Origin of the sequence: Pseudarthrobacter albicanus, assembly GCF_018224015.1 — a bacterium.
GTDB lineage: Bacteria > Actinomycetota > Actinomycetes > Actinomycetales > Micrococcaceae > Arthrobacter > Arthrobacter albicanus.
The window spans coordinates 116,559-134,347 of sequence record NZ_JAGPOT010000011.1 but is presented as its reverse complement, the minus strand read 5'-3'; the positions used below and the strand labels follow the sequence as shown (position 1 = coordinate 134,347).

Here is a 17,789-nt window from a genome sequence, read left to right as displayed (position 1 = left end):
GTGATGGCGGCGCGGAGCCTGCCGTCCCGGGTGGCCGCGGGGATGTCTGTCAGGTCCGGCGGGATGCTCAGGGGTGCCCCGACGGGGTTGCCGGAGGGGTCGATGACGCAGCCGGCCAGGTGGCCGGCGTTCAGGTCAACGCCGAGGGCGGGCGAGCCGTGCAGGCTGTCCGGGGACGGGACCGGCAGGTCCCGGTATCCCCAGGATGCGTCGATGTACCAGCGCCCGGTCCCGGGGTTGTGGCTGATGTCGTAGCGGATGTTCATGTTGGACGCGGCACGGTCGTGCCATTCGCCGGCGCGGTGATGGAACAGAACCGGGACGGAAAGATGCAGCCGCGCACCATGCTCCGCGGCCATCACGGCGGGGACTTTCAGGGACAGCCGCCCGTCGGTGTCGATGCGGATGGTTTCGTTGCCCCACCGCTTCCCGGATTCTCCGTCGGCGGTCAGGAACAGCCGGGAGGCCGCCCACCGGGCCTCCCATTGGGCGGGCGTGAGGCCTGCCGCGTCGAGGTTGTTCCGGGCGCGCCACAGCCGGCCCCCGCCGGCGGCGATGCGGGGCTTCCCGGCAGCGAGCCGTGCCTCCGCGTCCGTGAGCCGGTCCTGCAGGGCGGCGAGGCGCCGGGTCTTCCGGTGCCGCTCGGCCGCGGTCTTGTACCCCCGGACGCGGGCGATGACGGCGCCGCACGGGACGGCGGAGCGCTTCTGGATGGCGGCGCAGGCGGCGCGCAGCGTGCTGACCTCCGCGGCGAGGGCACGCACGCCGGACTGGTACTGATCCTCCGTGGCGCGGGTGATGCTCCCGGCCCACCGCGAGGACGACAGGGCGGTCAGGCCGCGCTTGCGCTCCGTCCGGCCCCGGGCGGCGGCAGGGACCTTCCCCGTCCGGACCCTGTCGGCCAGGTCTTTCCGGTACAGGGATCCCAGGTGCGTGCCGACCGCGAACAGCGCGGCTTCTTCATCCGGTGTGGGGTGGAGGCGGGTGCGGATCCGCACCCCGGCGGGCGCGGCGGCAACGAACGCCGGGGCAATGACCCGGAGCCCTGAGGCGCTGCGCGATGCCGTCACTCGCCGGCATCCTTGCGGCGGGCAGGAATTTCGACGTCGAAACCAGCGTGAATCATCATGGTCCGACGCTACAAGCCACGGTGGGCATGGACCAGGGCCCGTCTGGCCTATGTGGAAAACCTCCCTGGCGCAGCCAAAGCACACGGCATCCCCCGCGTGCTCACGCCCGGGCGATGGCCCCGCCGGTGGGGATCAGGGACGCGCCCACGGCGAGGTCTTCGGGGCGATCCGCCCCGCGCTCGCCCTGGTCCACGTGCTGCCGTTCCTGGACCCCAAGATGCTGGTCGAGATCGAACTCGTCGCCCAGAAAAGCGTCTAGCCAATGTGTCCTTGCCGGACGCCCGCCCGCTAAGGTCAATCATCGCCGGCTGGCGCAAGGGTGAGAGCGTCTTCCCAGGCGGCCTCGGGGACCTCCGTATTGACGATACGGGACTGGGCCGCCCCGTTGAAGACAAGGCGGAGGACATCGGGGCGGGAGTAGTGGCCTACGGGATCATAGGCGTTTTTGGCGGCGAGGATCTCGCGGTAATCGATGTCCGCGTAAAGGATGCCTTCTTCAGTCGGTGCGAGGGGGCTGGCCAGCGAGCGGCCGTCTGGTCCGTAGATGCGGGCATGCCCGCCGCCGAGCTTCAATAGCTCTTTCTTGGCCTCTGTGTCGACAAAGGCGTCGTAGGCTGCTTGGCCGATGATGCCGGTTGGTGCGAGTACAAAGGACTGCCCTTCGACGGCGTATTGCTGAGACGCGGCGGTGTTCACCTCGGGCCCAAGGAGGTATGCGGCTCCCTCGTAGACCGAGAAGCTGGGCCACGCGGCGATATGCAGCTGTTCCTGCTGGGCGAACATGGCATATTTGGTGAGCGGCTGCAGGTGTTCAGCGCAGCAGAGTGCGCCGAGCCGCCCGAATTCGGAGTCGACGACGGCGAGGTCCGAGCCGTCGCCGTCACCGAAGACTGATCTCTCAACGTGGGTAGGCTTAAGTTTGCGCCGCGTCTTCAGCACCGCGCCGGTGCTGCTGATGAGGGCCTGGCCCATATAAAGGGACCCGCCCACCCTGTCGCTGTAGCCCAGGGCAATCGCAATGCCAAGGTCCGCTGCAGTCTGTCTGATGCGCTCGAACTGGGAAGAGTCGAGTTCGAGGGAGTTCTGCGCGTACCGCACCACGAACTGGGACTGCCAAGCTACGGAGTCGAGCCAGATCCACCACGGATAACCGGGGATCCACGTCTCGGGGAAAGCAACGATCGAAGCGCCATTACCGGATGCTTCACAGGCGAGTGCGATCGTTTTCTCCACGCCGCCGTCGAGATCAAGCCACACAGGCTCTGCCTGCACTGCAGCCGCGGTAAAGGTCTTGGTGTAGTCAACCATGATGGTCCGTTCCTCCTATATTGGGGCAGGTACCTTCACAGGCTAGATCGGCGTTTACGGGGATGGGAGATCGTTGCATGCACCCATACCGGCATTCCGTGCATCCCGTCTATTACGAGTGCACTGGCGCCTTGCGGCGGTAGGCCCCCGGCCCCAGGCCTGTCTTCGCCTTGAAGGTCCGGGTGAAGGTCGTTGGATCACTGAAGCCGCATTCGTGGGCGATACTGGCGATGGGCCGGTGCAGTTCCGTTACGAGGAGCCGCTTGGCTCTGTCGACTCGTGCCTCGCGGATCATGTCGGCAGGACTCTGGCCTGTCTCCGCGAAGAGGTTGTACAGGTGCCTCAAGGAGATGTGGAATGCGGCGGCGATGGCAGCGGGGTCCAACGCGGCATCGTTTGCGTGCTCGCGGATGAACTGTTTGACCGACACGAGGGCCGTTTCCGGCGATGTGGTTCGGTGCACGCCGTCGAGGGATGCAAGGGCAACATCCAAGAGCTCCAATGCGATGCGGGCAAGACCGCCCGCGTTGTCGTCGTCATGAGCTTCCAACAGACCGGTGAGGAAGGTACGAAGCAACCGGAACGGGGTGGTTGGCTCAAAGGACCTTGAGGCGAGGGCATCGAGGCGACGGGGCGACGTTGAGAGGCCGGAAACAGGAACCTGATAGACCAGTTCGTCGATCGCCGTCGGAAACGCCAATTCGTACGGGCGGTGCGTGACGTAGAGCACCGATTGCCCAGGCTTCTGCTCAGAGACGGAGCTGTTCTGTGTTACCCGGGCCTGTCCGCCTAAATGAGCAACAAATAAGACGCTTGGAGTCTCTGCCGATAGGGCCGCTGATGGCGTGCGTTCCAGGACGGATCCGGCGGACTTCACGCGGCTGATTGCCGAGTGCGGGGTGAGCCGCAGACGGGAGATCGCTCCGGTAAAGCCACTCGACACCCGGGAGACGCGAAGGGGAACGAAGCTTTGCGACACAGCGTATTCCCATTCGTCAGCAGAGAGTGCCTGCAGGTGTGTCATGCGCTAATCATGACGCACTTCGGGCTGTGTAATGCCCCTAAGCGCCTTTAGGCACCCGTCAAGGAACAGATACCTTCTGAAGGGCACCGCGAATCGTGGCCCTCAACCAGTCGACCGCAGGCGTAGGACTCGGCCTGCGATACGTATACAAGGCGACATTTCCTGGTTCGACCGAAAACGGCAACTTGAACATCCTGATGCGTCCATCGGCGACGAAAATCTGCGCCAGGAGCACCGGGACAACGCTGACGTAGCTCGTCGTGGCAAGCACATGGGGCAGCGCCGAAAAGTGCGGAAGCCTGACCGCAGCGGGCTGATCGTAAGCCAGCTCACGCATGCGTTGCTGGATATGCTCGTGGCCTAGTTCTTCACTCACGACAATCTGCCGCTCGCTGAGGAATTCTTCTACCGTCGGCTCATCACTTATCCGCGGGTGGGATGCAGAACAGATACCCCAGTAGGACTGCACCAAAAGCTGGTCCCGAAACAGGTCCGACGAATCAATTCGCGGGGTGCAGATTGCGGCATCAGCCTTGCCGTGAATGAGGTCTTCCCTCGCAGTGCCGTAGGCAAGCGGGAGAACCGCCACCGAGGTCTTGGGGGCCGACTCCTCAATACTCTTCAGGACTGCGGGAAGCAGTGCTATTTCACCGATATCTGTGAGGAGAAGCCGGAAATTGTGCCGTGACGTAGCAGGATGGAACGCCGTGACACCCTGAACGGCGCTGTCCATCGACTCCAGGGAATGGCGCAACTGCGGATACACGGCCGTCGCTAGCTGCGTAGGCTGCAGGCCCTCCGCCGCCCGGAGAAAGAGCTCGTCCTTGAACATCTTCCGAAGCTTGGCCAGGGCATAGCTCACGGAAGGCTGACTGACGAAAAGCTGCTCGGCCGCCCGCGTGACGCTCCGAGTCTCATAAATGCGGACAAACGTCCGCAACAGGTTCAAATCGTAGGCTTCCATGGACTTCATCATAGACGAGGTCTATATGAATATCAGCAATATTTATTGGATAAATGATCAAGTCGCTCCTACGCTTCTAGGAGTGTGATTTGCACCACGAAACCAAGAGTGAGGCCTACCCGTGACGAGAACTGTGCGCAGGGAAACGATGGAGATCCTGCGGCAAAACAAGCTGACAACGATCTTCGGCAATCCCGGTTCCAACGAGCTTCCCTTCCTTCAGGATTTCCCGGAGGACTTTCAATACATCCTCGGGTTGCACGAAGGCGCCGTGATCTCGATGGCGGATGGGTATGCGCAGGCCTCGGGAGCGGCCGCCTTTGTCAACCTGCATGCCGCGTCCGGTTCCGGCAACGCCATGGGCGGACTCACCAATGCGGTGTACTCGCACTCTCCGCTGGTCATTACCGCCGGCCAGCAGGTCCGGTCCATGGTCGGCCTGGAGGCAATGCTCGCCAACGTGGACGCCACCTCTTTGCCGAAGCCGCTGGTGAAGTGGAGTGCCGAGCCGCTGTGCGCCGAAGACGTCCCCCGGTCCATCAGCCAGGCCATCCACACCGCATTGCTGCCGGCAAAGGGACCAGTGTACGTCTCCATCCCGTACGACGACTGGGACAAGACGGCGCCGGCGGAAGCCCGCCATCTGGCCGGGCGTACCACCGTCGCGGCACAGGCACTCAGCGCAGACCAGGCCCAGGAACTGGCAGACGTGCTCAATGCGGCGGCAAATCCTGTCCTGGTCCTCGGCCCGGAAGTGGACGCCGACTACGCGAACGATTTTGCCGTTGCCCTGGCCGACAAGCTTGCGGCCCCGGTCTGGATCGCTCCTTCCGCGTCACGATGCCCGTTTCCCACCCGTCACCGCAGCTTCCGGGGCGTGCTCCCGGCTTCCATAAAAGACATCTCCGAGATCCTGGACGGCCATGACCTCGTCCTCGTTGTCGGTGCCCCGGTGTTCCGTTACCACCAGTATGTTCCCGGCGAGTACCTGAAAAGCGGAACCCGCATTGTTCACGTGACCAGCGACGCCGGTGAAGCCGCCAGGGCCCCCATGGGTCACTCCATTGTCGCTTCGGTGCTGGGCACCTTACGCACCCTGGCAGAATCCGTCCGGCAGACCGCACGGCCGCAGTTACCCGCACTCCCGGACATTCCGGCAGCCTCCGAAGGGTGCTTCGACTCGGTTCATCCCGATGAGGTATTTGAGGTGCTGCGCACCACCGCCCCTGCCGGCACTGTCTTTGTCAAAGAGTCGACCTCGACCTCGGCCTCGTTCTGGCAGCAGATGGACCTTAACCGGCAGGGCAGCTACTTTTTCCCTGCCTCGGGAGGACTTGGATTTGGGCTTCCTGCCACCGTAGGGGCACAGCTGGCGCACGAGGACCGCCGCGTCATCGGCATCATTGGCGACGGCTCCGCCAACTACGGTATTACCGCCCTCTGGACCGCAGCCCGGTACAACATCCCGTGCATCTTCCTGATCATGAAAAACGGTACCTACGGAGCACTGCGCGGCTTCTCGAAGCTGCTCGGTACCGGCGAAACCCCGGGCCTCGATGTTCCGGGACTCGACTTCGTGCAGATCTCCAGCGGTTACGGGGTCGCTGCCGAGTCAGTCAGCACCAAGGAAGCCCTCCAGGCCGCACTTATAAAGGCCCTTGAGAGCCACGGGCCTTCCCTGATTGAAATTCACACCCAATTCGAAGCGTAAGTTTCGGGTCGGTCACCAAAGGATAAATATGTCCAGTACCACTGTCGACGACGTTGTCGGCAACGCCAAGTTCAACTCCTACCACTTACGTGTCATGGTTCTGTGCGGCCTCCTGATGATTGCCGACGGCTATGACCTGGTGTCCTTCGGGACGGTCATAACCCACCTGATGGATGAATGGGACATGAATGCTGTCACGGCCGGCCTGCTGGGATCCATGGCACTCGTCGGCATGTTCTTCGGCGGCCTGTTCGTATCGCCCCTGGCCGATAAACATGGGCGTCGCAGCATCATCATCGCCTGCCTGATCCTTGCCAGCATCGCCTCGTTCACCTGCGCGTGGGTCAATGACCCGCTCACCATGGGAGCGCTCCGTTTTGCCGTGGGCGTGGCCCTGGGCGGGCTGGTACCGAACTTCATCGCCATGACCAGTGAGTTCGCACCCAGGAAATCGAAAGCCCTCATGGTCACCGTGGTGACGTCGCTGTACTCCGTCGGCGGTGTAGCCGCCGCCTTGCTGGCGATCTACATCGAGCCCGTCCTGTCCTGGCGCGGCGTGTTCTATGTCGCGGGGCTATCAATCCTTCTGCTGCCCCTGATCCTTCGCTATCTTCCGGAGTCCCCGGAGTTCCTGGCCCTCAAGGGCGAACGTGCACGCCTGGAACAAATTCTTCGACGCATCGATCCCGGGTGCGAACCCGGCAGCGTCTCGTCCTCGAAACAGCGGGCGGCAGAGGACTCCCGGGTACGTCAGCTCGTCTCAGGCGGAAACGCCCTGAATTCGATCCTCATTTGGCTGTTCTTCGCCATGTGCATGCTCCTCAGCTACGGGCTCAACACCTGGCTGCCCAAACTCATGCAGCAGGCCGGCTACGAACTCGGAGCCGGGCTGTGGACGCTCGTTGTCCTCAACGCCGGAGGCCTGGTTGGGGCCATCTCAGGCGGGTGGATCGCTGACCGGTGGACTTTCCGGGGAACGCTGATCACCTACTTCAGCCTCGCGTCACTGTCGCTCTTCGCCCTGTCCTTCAACCCCGGCGCCATACTGCTGAACACTCTCATGTTCATCGCGGGCGCGGCCACCATCGGTGTCCTGTCGATCATCCACGCCTTCGCCGTCGAGTACTACCCCGTCCATATCCGTACCACCGGGGTTGGATGGGCGGCAGGCATGGGACGGTGCGGTGCGATCGCCGGCCCCAGCCTTGGGGGCGCCCTCGTGGCACTGAGCCTGCCATTCCAGCAGAACTTCCTTATCTTCGCCGCCCCCGGCGTCGTCGGTGTCATCGCCGTTGCGCTTGTCGCAAACCGGAAGTACCGGGACCGGATCCACCAGAACGCAACATCCGGGCCGGTACCCGCAACCGCCACCCTGTAACTCATTACCCACCACCGCATTGAAAGGCACCACGACTATGTCACTGATGAATCCCGCAATCTGGCAAGGCAAGATTTTCACGGGCTCCTGGGAATTCGGGGCAGCCGCCGACGTCCAGATCACCGAGCCAGCGACCGGCGAAACCCTTGGCACACTGGGAGTAGGCTCCTCCGCAGATATCGATCAGGCCTGCAAGACGGCCGCAGCGGCACAACAGGCCTGGGCCGGCACACCCTTCGAAGACCGTGCGGCCATCCTGAGGCGCGCTGCAGCCCTCTTCGAGCAACACGAAGAGGAAATCCGGACCTGGATCATCCGCGAATCCGGCTCCATCTCCCCCAAGGCCCAGCTGGAAACCCGCCACGCAGCCTTGGAAAGCTACGAGGCCGCGTCGCTCCCGTCCCGCGCCCAGGGCGATCTCCTTCCTGCCGCTGACCCTTCCCGGATCAGCTTCAGCAGGCGCACGCCCGTAGGCGTCGTCGGCGTGATTGCGCCCTTCAATTTCCCCCTGCTGCTGGCCATCCGCGCCGTGGCACCTGCCCTGGCCCTCGGCAACGCCGTCGTCCTCAAACCCGACACCCGCACTGCTGTCAGCGGCGGCGTCGCCATCGCCCGCGTCTTTGAAGAAGCAGGCCTGCCCGCAGGCGTCCTGCAAATGGTTCCCGGCGACGCGGAGGCCGGGGCGACCCTGGTCGCCAACGACGCCGTCCGGGTGATCGCTTTCACCGGTTCAACGGCCGCCGGACGGCATGTCGGCGCCGCAGCTGCAAAGCACCTAAAGCGCGCCCACCTCGAGCTAGGGGGCAACAGCGCCATCATCGTTCTCGAAGATGCCGACATTGATCTTGCCGCTGCGGCGGGCGCATGGGGATCTTTCCTGCACCAGGGGCAAATCTGCATGACGGCCGGCCGCCACATCGTCCACGAATCGGTCGCGGATGAGTATGTGGCAAAACTCGCCGAAAAGGCCAGGAACCTGCCCGTCGGCAATCCTGCAACGGGTGAGGTCGCACTCGGGCCGATCATCGACAAACGGCAGCTTGAGAACATTCACCGGCTCGTAACCGACAGCGTCGCCAGCGGCGCCACGCTGGCAGCCGGCGGAGAATTCGACGGTCTGTACTACCGGCCCACTGTCCTCGACGACGTGCGTCCGGATACTCCGGCTTACTGCCAGGAAGTGTTCGGCCCTGTGGCTCCCGTCATCCGTTTCCGGACCATCGAGGAAGCCATCGACCTGGCGAAGGACACCGAGTACGGCCTGTCCCTGAGCGTGATGAGCGGCAACGCGATGAACGCCTGGAATGTGGCCCGCCAGATCCCCTCAGGGCTTGTGCACATCAACGACCAGACGGTCGCCGATGAAGCCCACATTCCTTTCGGCGGCGTAGGGAACTCAGGAAACGGAAGCCGCATCGGAGGAGCCGAAGCCAACATCGAGTCCTTTACGGACATTCAGTGGGTCACCCTCCAGCAGGAGGCAGCCCGCTACCCCTTCTGAGAATCGGGCTGCTTGCGGCCAGAAATCAGCCTTTGCCGAAGTGAACAAGTCCATGGAAGTGGACGGCACACGGCACATTCAATCGAGAGACAGAAAGTTCAGGCAGGAAGACCCATGAAAATAGGCATTCTCGGCGCAGGTGCCATGGGGCAGCTCTTCGGGGGCAGGCTCCAGATGGCGGGAAACGATGTCGTCTTCATCGACGCGGCCCCCTCGACCATTGAGGCCCTCAACGCCCAGGGCATCACGGTCAGGTCGGAAGGACAGGAGAGCCACACGCCCGTCAGAGCCGGAACGGCATCAGATTTCAACGAAACTCTTGAACTCATCATCGTCTTCACCAAGAGCTTTCACACCGAAGCCGCCGTGGCATCCGTTGGGCATCTGATTTCGACTCGGACCTTCGGTTTGACGCTGCAGAACGGCCTGGGCAATGCGGATGCGCTGGCACGCAGTTTCGGTCCCGAACATACCCTGGTCGGCATCACCGACTTTCCTGCCGACCTGGAGCGACCGGGCCTCATCACCACCGGACCCGGGGGCAAGGTCCGGGTCGGCACGTTCACCGACGGATCGCGTGCGTTTCTCCGTCTGCTCGTCGACAAGCTGAATGAGGCCGGGCTCAACGCGTCCGCGGAAGACGACATCCAGACGCACATCTGGGAAAAACTGGCTTTCAACGCGGCCCTCAACACCCTCAGCGCCGTCACCGGGCAAACTGTGGGACAAATCGGAGCCAGCGGTCCGGCAAAGGAACTTGTGGCGCGAGTCGTGGACGAGACTGTTCTCGTTGCGGACAGCCAGGATGTCCGGGTCTCCAGGGATCGGATTGAAGCCGCACTGAGAAACGCCTACAAACACGCGGGGGAGCACAAGACCTCCATGCTCCAGGACCGGGAGGCAGGACGACGAACCGAGGCTGACTACATCGGTGGGGCCATTGTGCGCCTCGGTGAGATTGCGGGCGTACGCGCCCCATTGCTCGGGACACTGACCACATTGGCCAGCGAGCCGATCCAGTAGAAACGTGTGCGGCTGATTATGAGGACACCATGACCAACAATCAAAGTTCTTCGGCGGCGTCCCGCGCGGGCGCCGTCGGCCCCCTCGGGGGTGCGGGCCAAGGGACCTTTGTCTCCTCCGGGGTCTGCGCCGAATGCTCGTTGAATCGAATGGTCGCCCTGGCGGTTCTACCGCCCGCCGGTCCGTGCCGGCAGCCCGTAGCGGTGTTCCGGCCGCCCGGTGGTGCCGTAGCGAAGCTGGATGTCGACGGCGCCGTCGTCGGCCAGCGAGGACAGGTACCGCTGCGCGGTGGCCCGGGAGACCCCCACCCGCGCGGCGACCTCCGCTGCCGAATACTGCTCGCCCGGCACGAGGGATTCCAGCACCGCGGCCTCGGTGGCGGACCGGGGCCTGGCCGACGCCGCGACGTCACCGGGGATCAGGGCACGCTTCGCGCGTTCCACCGTGTCCTGGTCCGCCGCCCCCGGCTGGGCGAGGATGCGCCGGTACCGGGCATAGGAGCGCAGCTGCTGGGAGAGGGCCTCCGCCGTGAAGGGCTTGAGCAGGTAGCCCAGCGCCCCGCGCCGGAACGCGGAGCGGAGGGACGCCGTGTCCGAGGCCGCGCTGAGGATCACGGTGTCCACGTCCAGCTGGCCGAGCAGATCCAGCCCCGAGGCATCCGGCAGGTAGACATCCAGCAGCACCAGATCCGGGCGGAGACTGTGGATGGCCTGCAGCGCCTGCGACGCCGAGCCGGCCGGCGGCAGGGCCAGGAACCCTGCCACCGAATCCACATAGGCCGCATGCAGCTTGGCGACGTGGAAGTCGTCATCCACAATCAGCACCCTGAAATCCTCAGGCATTGTCGTCCCTTCGGATTGAATCCGACGTCGTCCCCGGCAGGGTGGCGACGAACACCGCGCCCGGCCCGCCGGGGGAGCCCGGGTCCAGCAGCCGCACGTCGCCGCCGCGGCGGCGCGCGAGCTGGCGCGCCAGTGCGAGCCCCAACCCCTGGCCGGCGCCGGCACGGGCGGGCCGTTCCGACGTCGTGAATCCCTCCGCGAACACGGCGTCCGGGTCCGCTGCAGTCCCTGCGGCGGCGGGCAGCCCGTCGCCGGAATCGCCGACGACGATGTGCAGCGTCCCCGCGCCGGCTCCGCCCGTTCCCACGCCCGGTTCGTCGAGGATCTCGACCTCCACCCAGCGTTCGGTTGCTGCGCCGGCGACGGCGGCATTGACGGCATTGTCGATCAGGTTGCCCAGGACCGTGGTGACCTCCTGGGGTTCGGTGACGCGGCCGCGGACCAGGGTTTCCGGCCCGAGCCGCAACGTGACGCCGCGCTCGTCGGCTTCCACGCCCTTGGCCCCGAGGAAAGCCTGGAGGTAGGGGTCCTGGAGCAGCTCGGCCTGGTCCACGGGGAACTTCAGCGGGCCGGTGGCCGCCAGCCCTGCCAGATAGTCCCGGGCCTGCTGGTGCTGCCCCATGCTCATGAAGCCGGCGATCGTGTGCAGCTGGTTGGCGAACTCGTGCCGCTGGGCGCGGAGGGCCGTGGACATGGTGCCGACGGCGTCGAGCTGGCGGGTCAGCTGCTGGAGCTCGGTGCGGTCCCGCAGCATGACCACCCAGCCCAGGTCCTCCCTTCCGTGCAGGGCCTTGCGGGCGCTCGCCACCAGCACCCTGCCGCCGGCAACGAGCTCCACCGCGTCGCCTTCCGCCGCGTCAGCCCTGGTCAGCGCCAACAGCCGGGCGGGCACGGGAGCCTCGGCCCACGGTTTTCCGGCCAGGTCGGGGCCGCCGAGGAGCCGCCGGGCCGCGGCGTTGAAGACGCTGATCCGGCCGTCCGCGGAGACGCCGATCACGCCGTCGTCCACACCCTGGAGCACGGCAACCTGGTCGTGGACCAGGGTGCTGATTTCCTCCGGTTCCAGCCCCAGGGTCAGCCGCTGCAGCCGCCGTCGCAGCAGGAAGGACGCCAGGATCCCGACGAGCAGGGCCCCGGCGGCCGTCAGGGCGATCGGATCGATGTCCCGGGCGAGGCTCTGCCCGATCGTTTCCGTGGAGTAGCCCACGCTTACCTCGCCCACCACGGTGGCGGAGCCCGGGGCGAACACGGGAACCTTGGCGCCGGCGGACGGGCCCAGCGTGCCGGTGTTGCGGGTGGTGACTTCCCTGCCGGACAGCGCCTCGGAGGGGTCGGTGCTCACCTTCTCGCCCAGCCGCTCGGCGTCAGGGTGCGCCAGCCGCAGGCCCGCCTCATCCGTGATCACGACGAACAGGGCGCCGGTGCGGGCCCGGGCGCCCTCGGCGACGGCCATCAGCGGTCCGACCAGCAGCTCGGAGGCCGGGGGAGTGCCGGGCAGCGCGCTGATGGACTGCACCGCCGCCCGCACCGACGGATCCGAGGCCACGGTCCGGGCCAGGGTGAGGGCCTGGTTTTCCGCCTCGCGTCCCAGCCGGTCGTAGGTCAGCCAGGCATGGACGGCGCCGCTGAGGAGCGCCACGAGCGCCACGACCGCCAACTGCAGCAGGAGTGTCTGGGTGGAAAAGCGCAGGGCCGTGCGGCCTTTGAGCGGGTTGATGGCGGCCCTCCTTCCAGGGTCTAAAACGTAGTCGAAAAAACCGGTGAGCAAAATGAGCTAAATGCGTCCAATAAGCAGTATGCCAATCAATTGAGGCAAAGACCCAGCCGTGATTGGCGCCACTCTAATGTCTGTAGTGCGCATCACAGCGGAGTGGTGCCGTTCACAAGAAGGAGCCGGCCGTGCTGGTATTACTTGGATTCGCCATGATCGCGGTATTCATGGTGTTGATCATGACGAAGAAGTTGACGCCGGTGCTGGCGCTCATCATCGTCCCCACAGTCTTCGGACTCTTCGCCGGCGCTGGCCTGGGCATCGGCCCCATGGTGCTCGACTCGATGAAGTCCATGACCTCCACCGCCGCGCTGTTGATGTTCGCCATCATCTACTTCGGCCTGATGATCGACGTCGGGCTCTTCGACCCGCTGGTCCGGTTCAGCCTGCGCAAGCTCGGCAACGACCCCGCCAAGGTGGTCCTCGGCACGGCCATCCTCGCCGCCGCAGTCTCCCTGGACGGTGACGGTTCCACCACCTTCATCCTGACCACCGCCGCGATGCTGCCGGTCTACCTGCGGCTGAAGATGAGCCCCGTGGTCCTGACCTGCGTGGCCGGCCTGGCCAACGGCACCATGAACATCCTGCCCTGGGGCGGCCCCACCGCCCGCGCCGCAACCGCGCTGAAGCTCGACGTCAACGACGTCTTCGTTCCCATGGTCCCGTCCCTCATTGCCGGCCTCGTGGTCGTCTTCGTCTTCTCCTGGCTGCTCGGCCTGCAGGAACGCAACCGTCTCCGCGCCCTGGCACCGGAGATCTGGGCCGAGGGTGTCGAGTTCGACGGCGGCACCGGCCGCGGCGGTTCCGGCAAGGGCGGCTCGGGCTCGACCCGCGCCGCACGTAAGCCGGGCACCGGGGGAGGCGCCGGCGTCGCAGTCTTGGAGCGCACTGAAGTCCTCGTCGCAGACACCGACACGGCCCGCGATTCCGCCATGGCGGACACCGCACTGGACCCCAACCGCACCACCCTGCGTCCCAAGCTGTTCTGGTTCAACCTCGGCCTGACGGTCGCAGTCATGGTGACCCTTGTCGCCAACGTCATTCCGCTCCCGTTCGTCTTCATGGTGGGTTCCGCCATCGCCCTGCTGGTCAACTTCCCCAAGGTCAAGGAGCAGGGTGCCCAGCTGATCGCCCACGCCCCGTCGATCGTCGCCGTGGTCAGCATGGTCATGGCGGCCGCAGTCCTCACCGGTGTCCTCAACGGCACGGGCATGGTCAAGGCAATGTCGGAATGGCTCGTCCAGATCATCCCGGCGGACATGGGTCCGTTCATGGCTGTCATCACCGGCGTCCTGAGCATCCCGATGACGTTCTTCATGAGCAATGACGCGTTCTACTTCGGCGTCCTGCCGGTCCTCAGCGAGACGGCAGCCCACTACGGCGTCAGCGCCGCCGACATGGCCCGCGCCTCCATCACCGGCCAGCCCTTCCACCTGCAGAGCCCCCTGGTCCCCGCGATCCTGCTGCTCGTCTCCCTCGCCAAGGTGGAGCTGGGTGACCACCACAAGAAGGTCCTCTGGCGCACCGCCGTCATCTCCCTGGTCATGCTCGGAGTAGGAGTGGCAACCGGAGCCATCGGCATCGGCTGACAACCCAAACAACAGCACCAAGCAACGCGGGGTCACTTACCGCCCATTCCGGTCCTCCGGATGGGCCGTAAGTGACCCCGCGTTGCTTGTTAGTAGACTGGGACCGAAAATAATCCGAACTTGCAGGGGAGATCCATGGCTGCGATCAACCGCGACGACGTCGCGCATCTTGCGCAACTCGCGCACATCGAGATGAGTGCTGAAGAGCTGGACAGGATGGCCGGCGAACTCGCCGTCATCGTCGAATCGGTGAAATCCGTCAGCGAAGCCGCCGGTGATGATGTCCCGGCCACGTCCCACCCGCTCCCGTTGACCAACGTCTTCCGCGAGGACGTCGTGGGCCACACTTTCACCGCCGAGCAGGCACTCTCCGGCGCCCCGGACGCGTACGAAGGCCGCTTCAAGGTCCCGGCAATCCTGGATGAGGGCTAAGAACATGACTGACAGCACCGAACTGATCCGCTCCTCCGCCGCCGCGCTCGCCGACAGGCTCGCCGCCCGCGAAGTGTCCGCCGTCGAGGTCACCCAGGCGCACCTGGACCGCATCGCCGCCGTCGACGGCAAGATCCACGCCTTCCTGCACGTCAACACGGACGAGGCGCTCGCCGTCGCCGCCGAGGTGGACGCCATCCGCGCCGCCGGTGGTGCCGCCGCCGCGGAGCTCCACGCCCTGGCCGGTGTGCCGATCGCGGTCAAGGACCTCATCGTCACGGTCGGCCAGCCCACCACGGCGGGCTCGAAGATCCTTGAGGGCTGGCACAGCCCCTACGACGCCACCGTCGTCGAGCGCCTGCGCGCGGCCAAGATGCCGATCCTGGGCAAGACCAACCTGGACGAGTTCGCGATGGGCTCCTCCACCGAGCACTCCGCGTTCGGGCCCACCCACAACCCGTGGGACCTGGACCGCATTCCCGGCGGCTCCGGCGGCGGTTCCGCCGCCGCCGTCGCGGCCTTCGAAGCGCCGCTGGCCCTCGGCACGGACACCGGCGGCTCGATCCGCCAGCCCGGCGCCGTCACCGGCACCGTCGGCGTGAAGCCCACCTACGGCGGGGTCTCCCGCTACGGCGCGATCGCGATGGCGTCCTCGCTGGACCAGATCGGGCCGGTCTCCCGCACCGTGCTGGACTCGGCCCTGCTGCACCAGGTCATCGGCGGGCACGATCCGCGTGACTCCACCTCGCTGCCGGACCCGCTGGAGGACCTCGTCGCCGCCGCCCGGACCGGCAACGTGGACGGCATGAAGATCGGCATCATCAAGGAACTCCACGGCGAGGGCTACCAGGCCGGCGTCGAGACCCGTTTCAACGAGTCGCTCGAGCTGCTCAAGGCCGCGGGCGCCGAGATCGTCGAGGTCTCCTGCCCCCACTTCAAGTACGCGCTGGGCGCCTACTACCTGATCATGCCGTCCGAGGCCTCCTCGAACCTCGCCAAGTTCGACGGCGTCCGGTACGGCCTGCGGGTCCTGCCCGAAGACGGACCGATGACGATCGAGCGGGTCATGGCTGCCACCCGCGCCGCCGGCTTCGGCGACGAGGTCAAGCGCCGCATCATCCTGGGCACCTACGCGCTGAGCGCCGGCTACTACGACGCCTACTACGGCTCGGCCCAGAAGGTGCGCACCCTGATCCAGCGCGACTTCGCCGCCGCGTTCGGCAAGGCCGACGTCCTGATCTCCCCGACGGCCCCCACCACGGCCTTCAAGCTCGGCGAGAAGCTCAACGACCCGCTGGCCATGTACCTCAACGACGTCGCCACCATCCCGGCCAACATGGCCGGGATCCCCGGGCTGTCCCTGCCCGGCGGCCTGGCCGACGAGGACGGGCTGCCGGTCGGCATCCAGCTGCTGGCACCGGCCCGGAAGGACGCCCGGCTGTACCGCGTCGGCGCCGTCCTCGAATCCCTGCTCGAGGCGCAGTGGGGCGGCCCGCTGCTGGACCGTGCCCCTTCGTTGGTTGAGCTTGTCGAAACCCCGGTGGTCGAGCCTGTCGAGACCCTTGTCGGAACCAAGGAGGCAAAATAATGAGCGCTGACGCAACCATCAGCTTCGACGAGGCCATGGAGAAGTACGATCCCGTCCTGGGGTTCGAGGTCCACGTGGAGCTCAACACCAAAACGAAGATGTTCTCCTCCGCGCCCAACGTCTTCGGCGACGAGCCGAACACCAACGTCAACGAGGTGGACCTCGGCATGCCCGGCGTGCTGCCCGTGGTGAACAGGACCGCGATCGAGTCCTCGATCAAGATCGGCCTGGCACTGAACTGCAAGATTGCTGAATCCTGCACGTTTGCCCGGAAGCAGTACTTCTATCCGGACACCCCCAAAAACTTCCAGACGTCACAGTACGAGGACCCGATCGCCTACGACGGCCACCTGGACATCGAGCTCTCGGACGGGACCATCTTCCGCGTCGAGATCGAACGCGCGCACATGGAGGAGGACGCCGGCAAGCTGACCCACATGGGCGGCGCCACCGGCCGGATCCAGGGCGCGGACTACTCCCTCGTGGACTACAACCGCTCCGGCGTGCCGCTCGTCGAGATCGTCACCAAGCCGATCGAGGGCGCCGGCAGCCGCGCACCGGAACTGGCGAAGGCCTACGTGGCCGCCGTCCGCGAGATCGTCAAGAACCTCGGCGTCTCGGACGCGAAGATGGAACGCGGCAATGTCCGCTGCGACGCCAACGTCTCGCTGCGCCCGCACGGCCGCGAACGCTTCGGCATCCGCTCCGAGACGAAGAACGTGAACTCGCTGCGCGCCGTCGAACACGCCGTCCGCTACGAGATCCAGCGGCACGGCGCCGTCCTGGACTCCGGCGAGCCGGTCATCCAGGAAACCCGGCACTGGCACGAGGACACGCGCACCACGACGTCCGGCCGGGCCAAGTCCGACGCCGACGACTACCGCTACTTCCCGGAACCTGACCTGGTGCCCATCGTGGCTTCCCGGGAATGGGTCGAGGAACTGCGCGCCACGCTGCCCGAGCCGCCGGCCGCCCGCCGCAAGCGGCTGCAGGCCGGCTGGGGCTACTCCGACCTGGAGTTCCGCGACGTCGTCAACGCTGGCGTGATGGACGAGATCGAGGAGACCATCGCCGCCGGCGCCACCCCCACGGTGGCGCGCAAGTGGTGGATGGGCGAGATCGTCGGACGCGCCAAGAACGCCGACGTCGACCCGGGCCAGCTCGGCGTCGACCCCGCCACCATCGTCGAGCTGAACAAGATGGTCGAGGACGGCAGGATCAATAACAAGATGGCCACCGAGGTCCTCGACGGCGTGCTCGCCGGCGAGGGCACCCCGGCGGAAATCGTGGAAAAGCGCGGCCTCGCCGTGGTCTCCGACGACGGCCCCCTGCTCGAGGCCATCGACGCGGCCCTCGCCGCGCAGCCCGGCGTCGCGGACAAGATCCGCGGCGGCAAGGTCCAGGCCGTCGGCGCGATCGTCGGCGCCGTCATGAAGGCCACCCGCGGGCAGGCCGACGCCGGCCGCGTGCGCGAGCTGATCCTGGAGCGGCTCGGCGTCGAGGGCTGAGTGGAGGGCTGACGCAGCTC

14 protein-coding genes and 1 pseudogene are annotated in these 17,789 nt (G+C 65.9%); 9 read left to right on the top strand and 6 right to left on the bottom strand.

The window, feature by feature from the left end; translation table 11 throughout:
- Positions 1-1,070, bottom strand: a 1,070-nt coding sequence (locus J9611_RS04470) for a hypothetical protein (RefSeq protein ID WP_211878064.1), incomplete at its 3' end; no start/stop codon positions are given.
- Between the two features lie 190 nt (positions 1,071-1,260).
- On the opposite strand from J9611_RS04470, the pseudogene J9611_RS04465 reads away from it, so the two are divergent.
- Positions 1,261-1,389: pseudogene (locus J9611_RS04465) on the top strand (RidA family protein); the annotation flags it as partial.
- Positions 1,390-1,424: 35 nt separating this feature from the next.
- On the opposite strand, the gene J9611_RS04460 reads toward J9611_RS04465, so the two are convergent.
- The 3 genes from J9611_RS04460 to J9611_RS04450 form a co-directional block, all read right to left on the bottom strand.
- Positions 1,425-2,438: a carbon-nitrogen hydrolase family protein gene (locus tag J9611_RS04460; protein ID WP_211878063.1), complete on the bottom strand. Its 1,014-nt coding sequence runs from the start codon at positions 2,436-2,438 to the stop codon at positions 1,425-1,427.
- 112 nt (positions 2,439-2,550) lie between these two features.
- Positions 2,551-3,462 (bottom strand): AraC family transcriptional regulator, encoded by a 912-nt coding sequence (locus J9611_RS04455; RefSeq protein WP_211878062.1) that lies wholly within the window; start codon positions 3,460-3,462, stop codon positions 2,551-2,553.
- Between the two features lie 58 nt (positions 3,463-3,520).
- Positions 3,521-4,426, bottom strand: a complete 906-nt coding sequence (locus J9611_RS04450) for a LysR family transcriptional regulator (protein ID WP_211878061.1) — start codon at positions 4,424-4,426, stop codon at positions 3,521-3,523.
- Between the two features lie 121 nt (positions 4,427-4,547).
- Here J9611_RS04450 and mdlC point away from each other — a divergent pair, with 121 nt between their 5' ends.
- The 4 genes from mdlC to J9611_RS04430 all read left to right on the top strand — a co-directional run bounded on the left by mdlC (position 4,548) and on the right by J9611_RS04430 (position 10,039).
- On the top strand, positions 4,548-6,137 hold the full coding sequence (mdlC, locus tag J9611_RS04445; protein WP_307857017.1) for a benzoylformate decarboxylase: 1,590 nt from the start codon (positions 4,548-4,550) through the stop codon (positions 6,135-6,137).
- Between the two features lie 28 nt (positions 6,138-6,165).
- Positions 6,166-7,515 (top strand): MFS transporter, encoded by a 1,350-nt coding sequence (locus tag J9611_RS04440; RefSeq protein WP_211878060.1) that lies wholly within the window; start codon positions 6,166-6,168, stop codon positions 7,513-7,515.
- 46 nt (positions 7,516-7,561) lie between these two features.
- Positions 7,562-9,016: an aldehyde dehydrogenase family protein gene (locus J9611_RS04435; RefSeq protein WP_307857016.1), complete on the top strand. Its 1,455-nt coding sequence runs from the start codon at positions 7,562-7,564 to the stop codon at positions 9,014-9,016.
- Between the two features lie 114 nt (positions 9,017-9,130).
- Positions 9,131-10,039 carry a ketopantoate reductase family protein gene (locus J9611_RS04430; RefSeq protein WP_211878057.1) on the top strand — a complete coding sequence of 303 codons (909 nt, stop codon included), beginning with the start codon at positions 9,131-9,133 and terminating at the stop codon, positions 10,037-10,039.
- Between the two features lie 167 nt (positions 10,040-10,206).
- Here J9611_RS04430 and J9611_RS04425 read toward each other — a convergent pair whose 3' ends face one another.
- Positions 10,207-10,881, bottom strand: a complete 675-nt coding sequence (locus tag J9611_RS04425; RefSeq protein ID WP_211878055.1) for a response regulator — start codon at positions 10,879-10,881, stop codon at positions 10,207-10,209.
- A complete protein-coding gene (locus J9611_RS04420; protein ID WP_211878080.1) occupies positions 10,874-12,571 on the bottom strand; it encodes a sensor histidine kinase in 1,698 nt (565 codons plus the stop codon). The genes J9611_RS04425 and J9611_RS04420 overlap by 8 nt, the downstream gene beginning before the upstream one ends.
- A 209-nt stretch (positions 12,572-12,780) precedes the next feature.
- Between J9611_RS04420 and J9611_RS04415 the strand changes: the two genes are divergently transcribed.
- From J9611_RS04415 to gatB, 4 genes are all read left to right on the top strand, one after another.
- Complete coding sequence (locus J9611_RS04415; protein WP_211878053.1) at positions 12,781-14,241, top strand: CitMHS family transporter; 1,461 nt, start codon at positions 12,781-12,783, stop codon at positions 14,239-14,241.
- Between the two features lie 135 nt (positions 14,242-14,376).
- Positions 14,377-14,673: an Asp-tRNA(Asn)/Glu-tRNA(Gln) amidotransferase subunit GatC gene (gene gatC, locus J9611_RS04410; RefSeq protein ID WP_211878051.1), complete on the top strand. Its 297-nt coding sequence runs from the start codon at positions 14,377-14,379 to the stop codon at positions 14,671-14,673.
- A 4-nt stretch (positions 14,674-14,677) separates the two neighbouring features.
- Positions 14,678-16,261, top strand: coding sequence for an Asp-tRNA(Asn)/Glu-tRNA(Gln) amidotransferase subunit GatA (gene gatA, locus J9611_RS04405; RefSeq protein WP_211878049.1), 1,584 nt, complete (start codon positions 14,678-14,680; stop codon positions 16,259-16,261).
- On the top strand, positions 16,261-17,769 hold the full coding sequence (gene gatB / locus J9611_RS04400) for an Asp-tRNA(Asn)/Glu-tRNA(Gln) amidotransferase subunit GatB (protein ID WP_211878047.1): 1,509 nt from the start codon (positions 16,261-16,263) through the stop codon (positions 17,767-17,769). The genes gatA and gatB overlap by 1 nt, the downstream gene beginning before the upstream one ends.
- Positions 17,770-17,789: the final 20 nt, after the last annotated feature.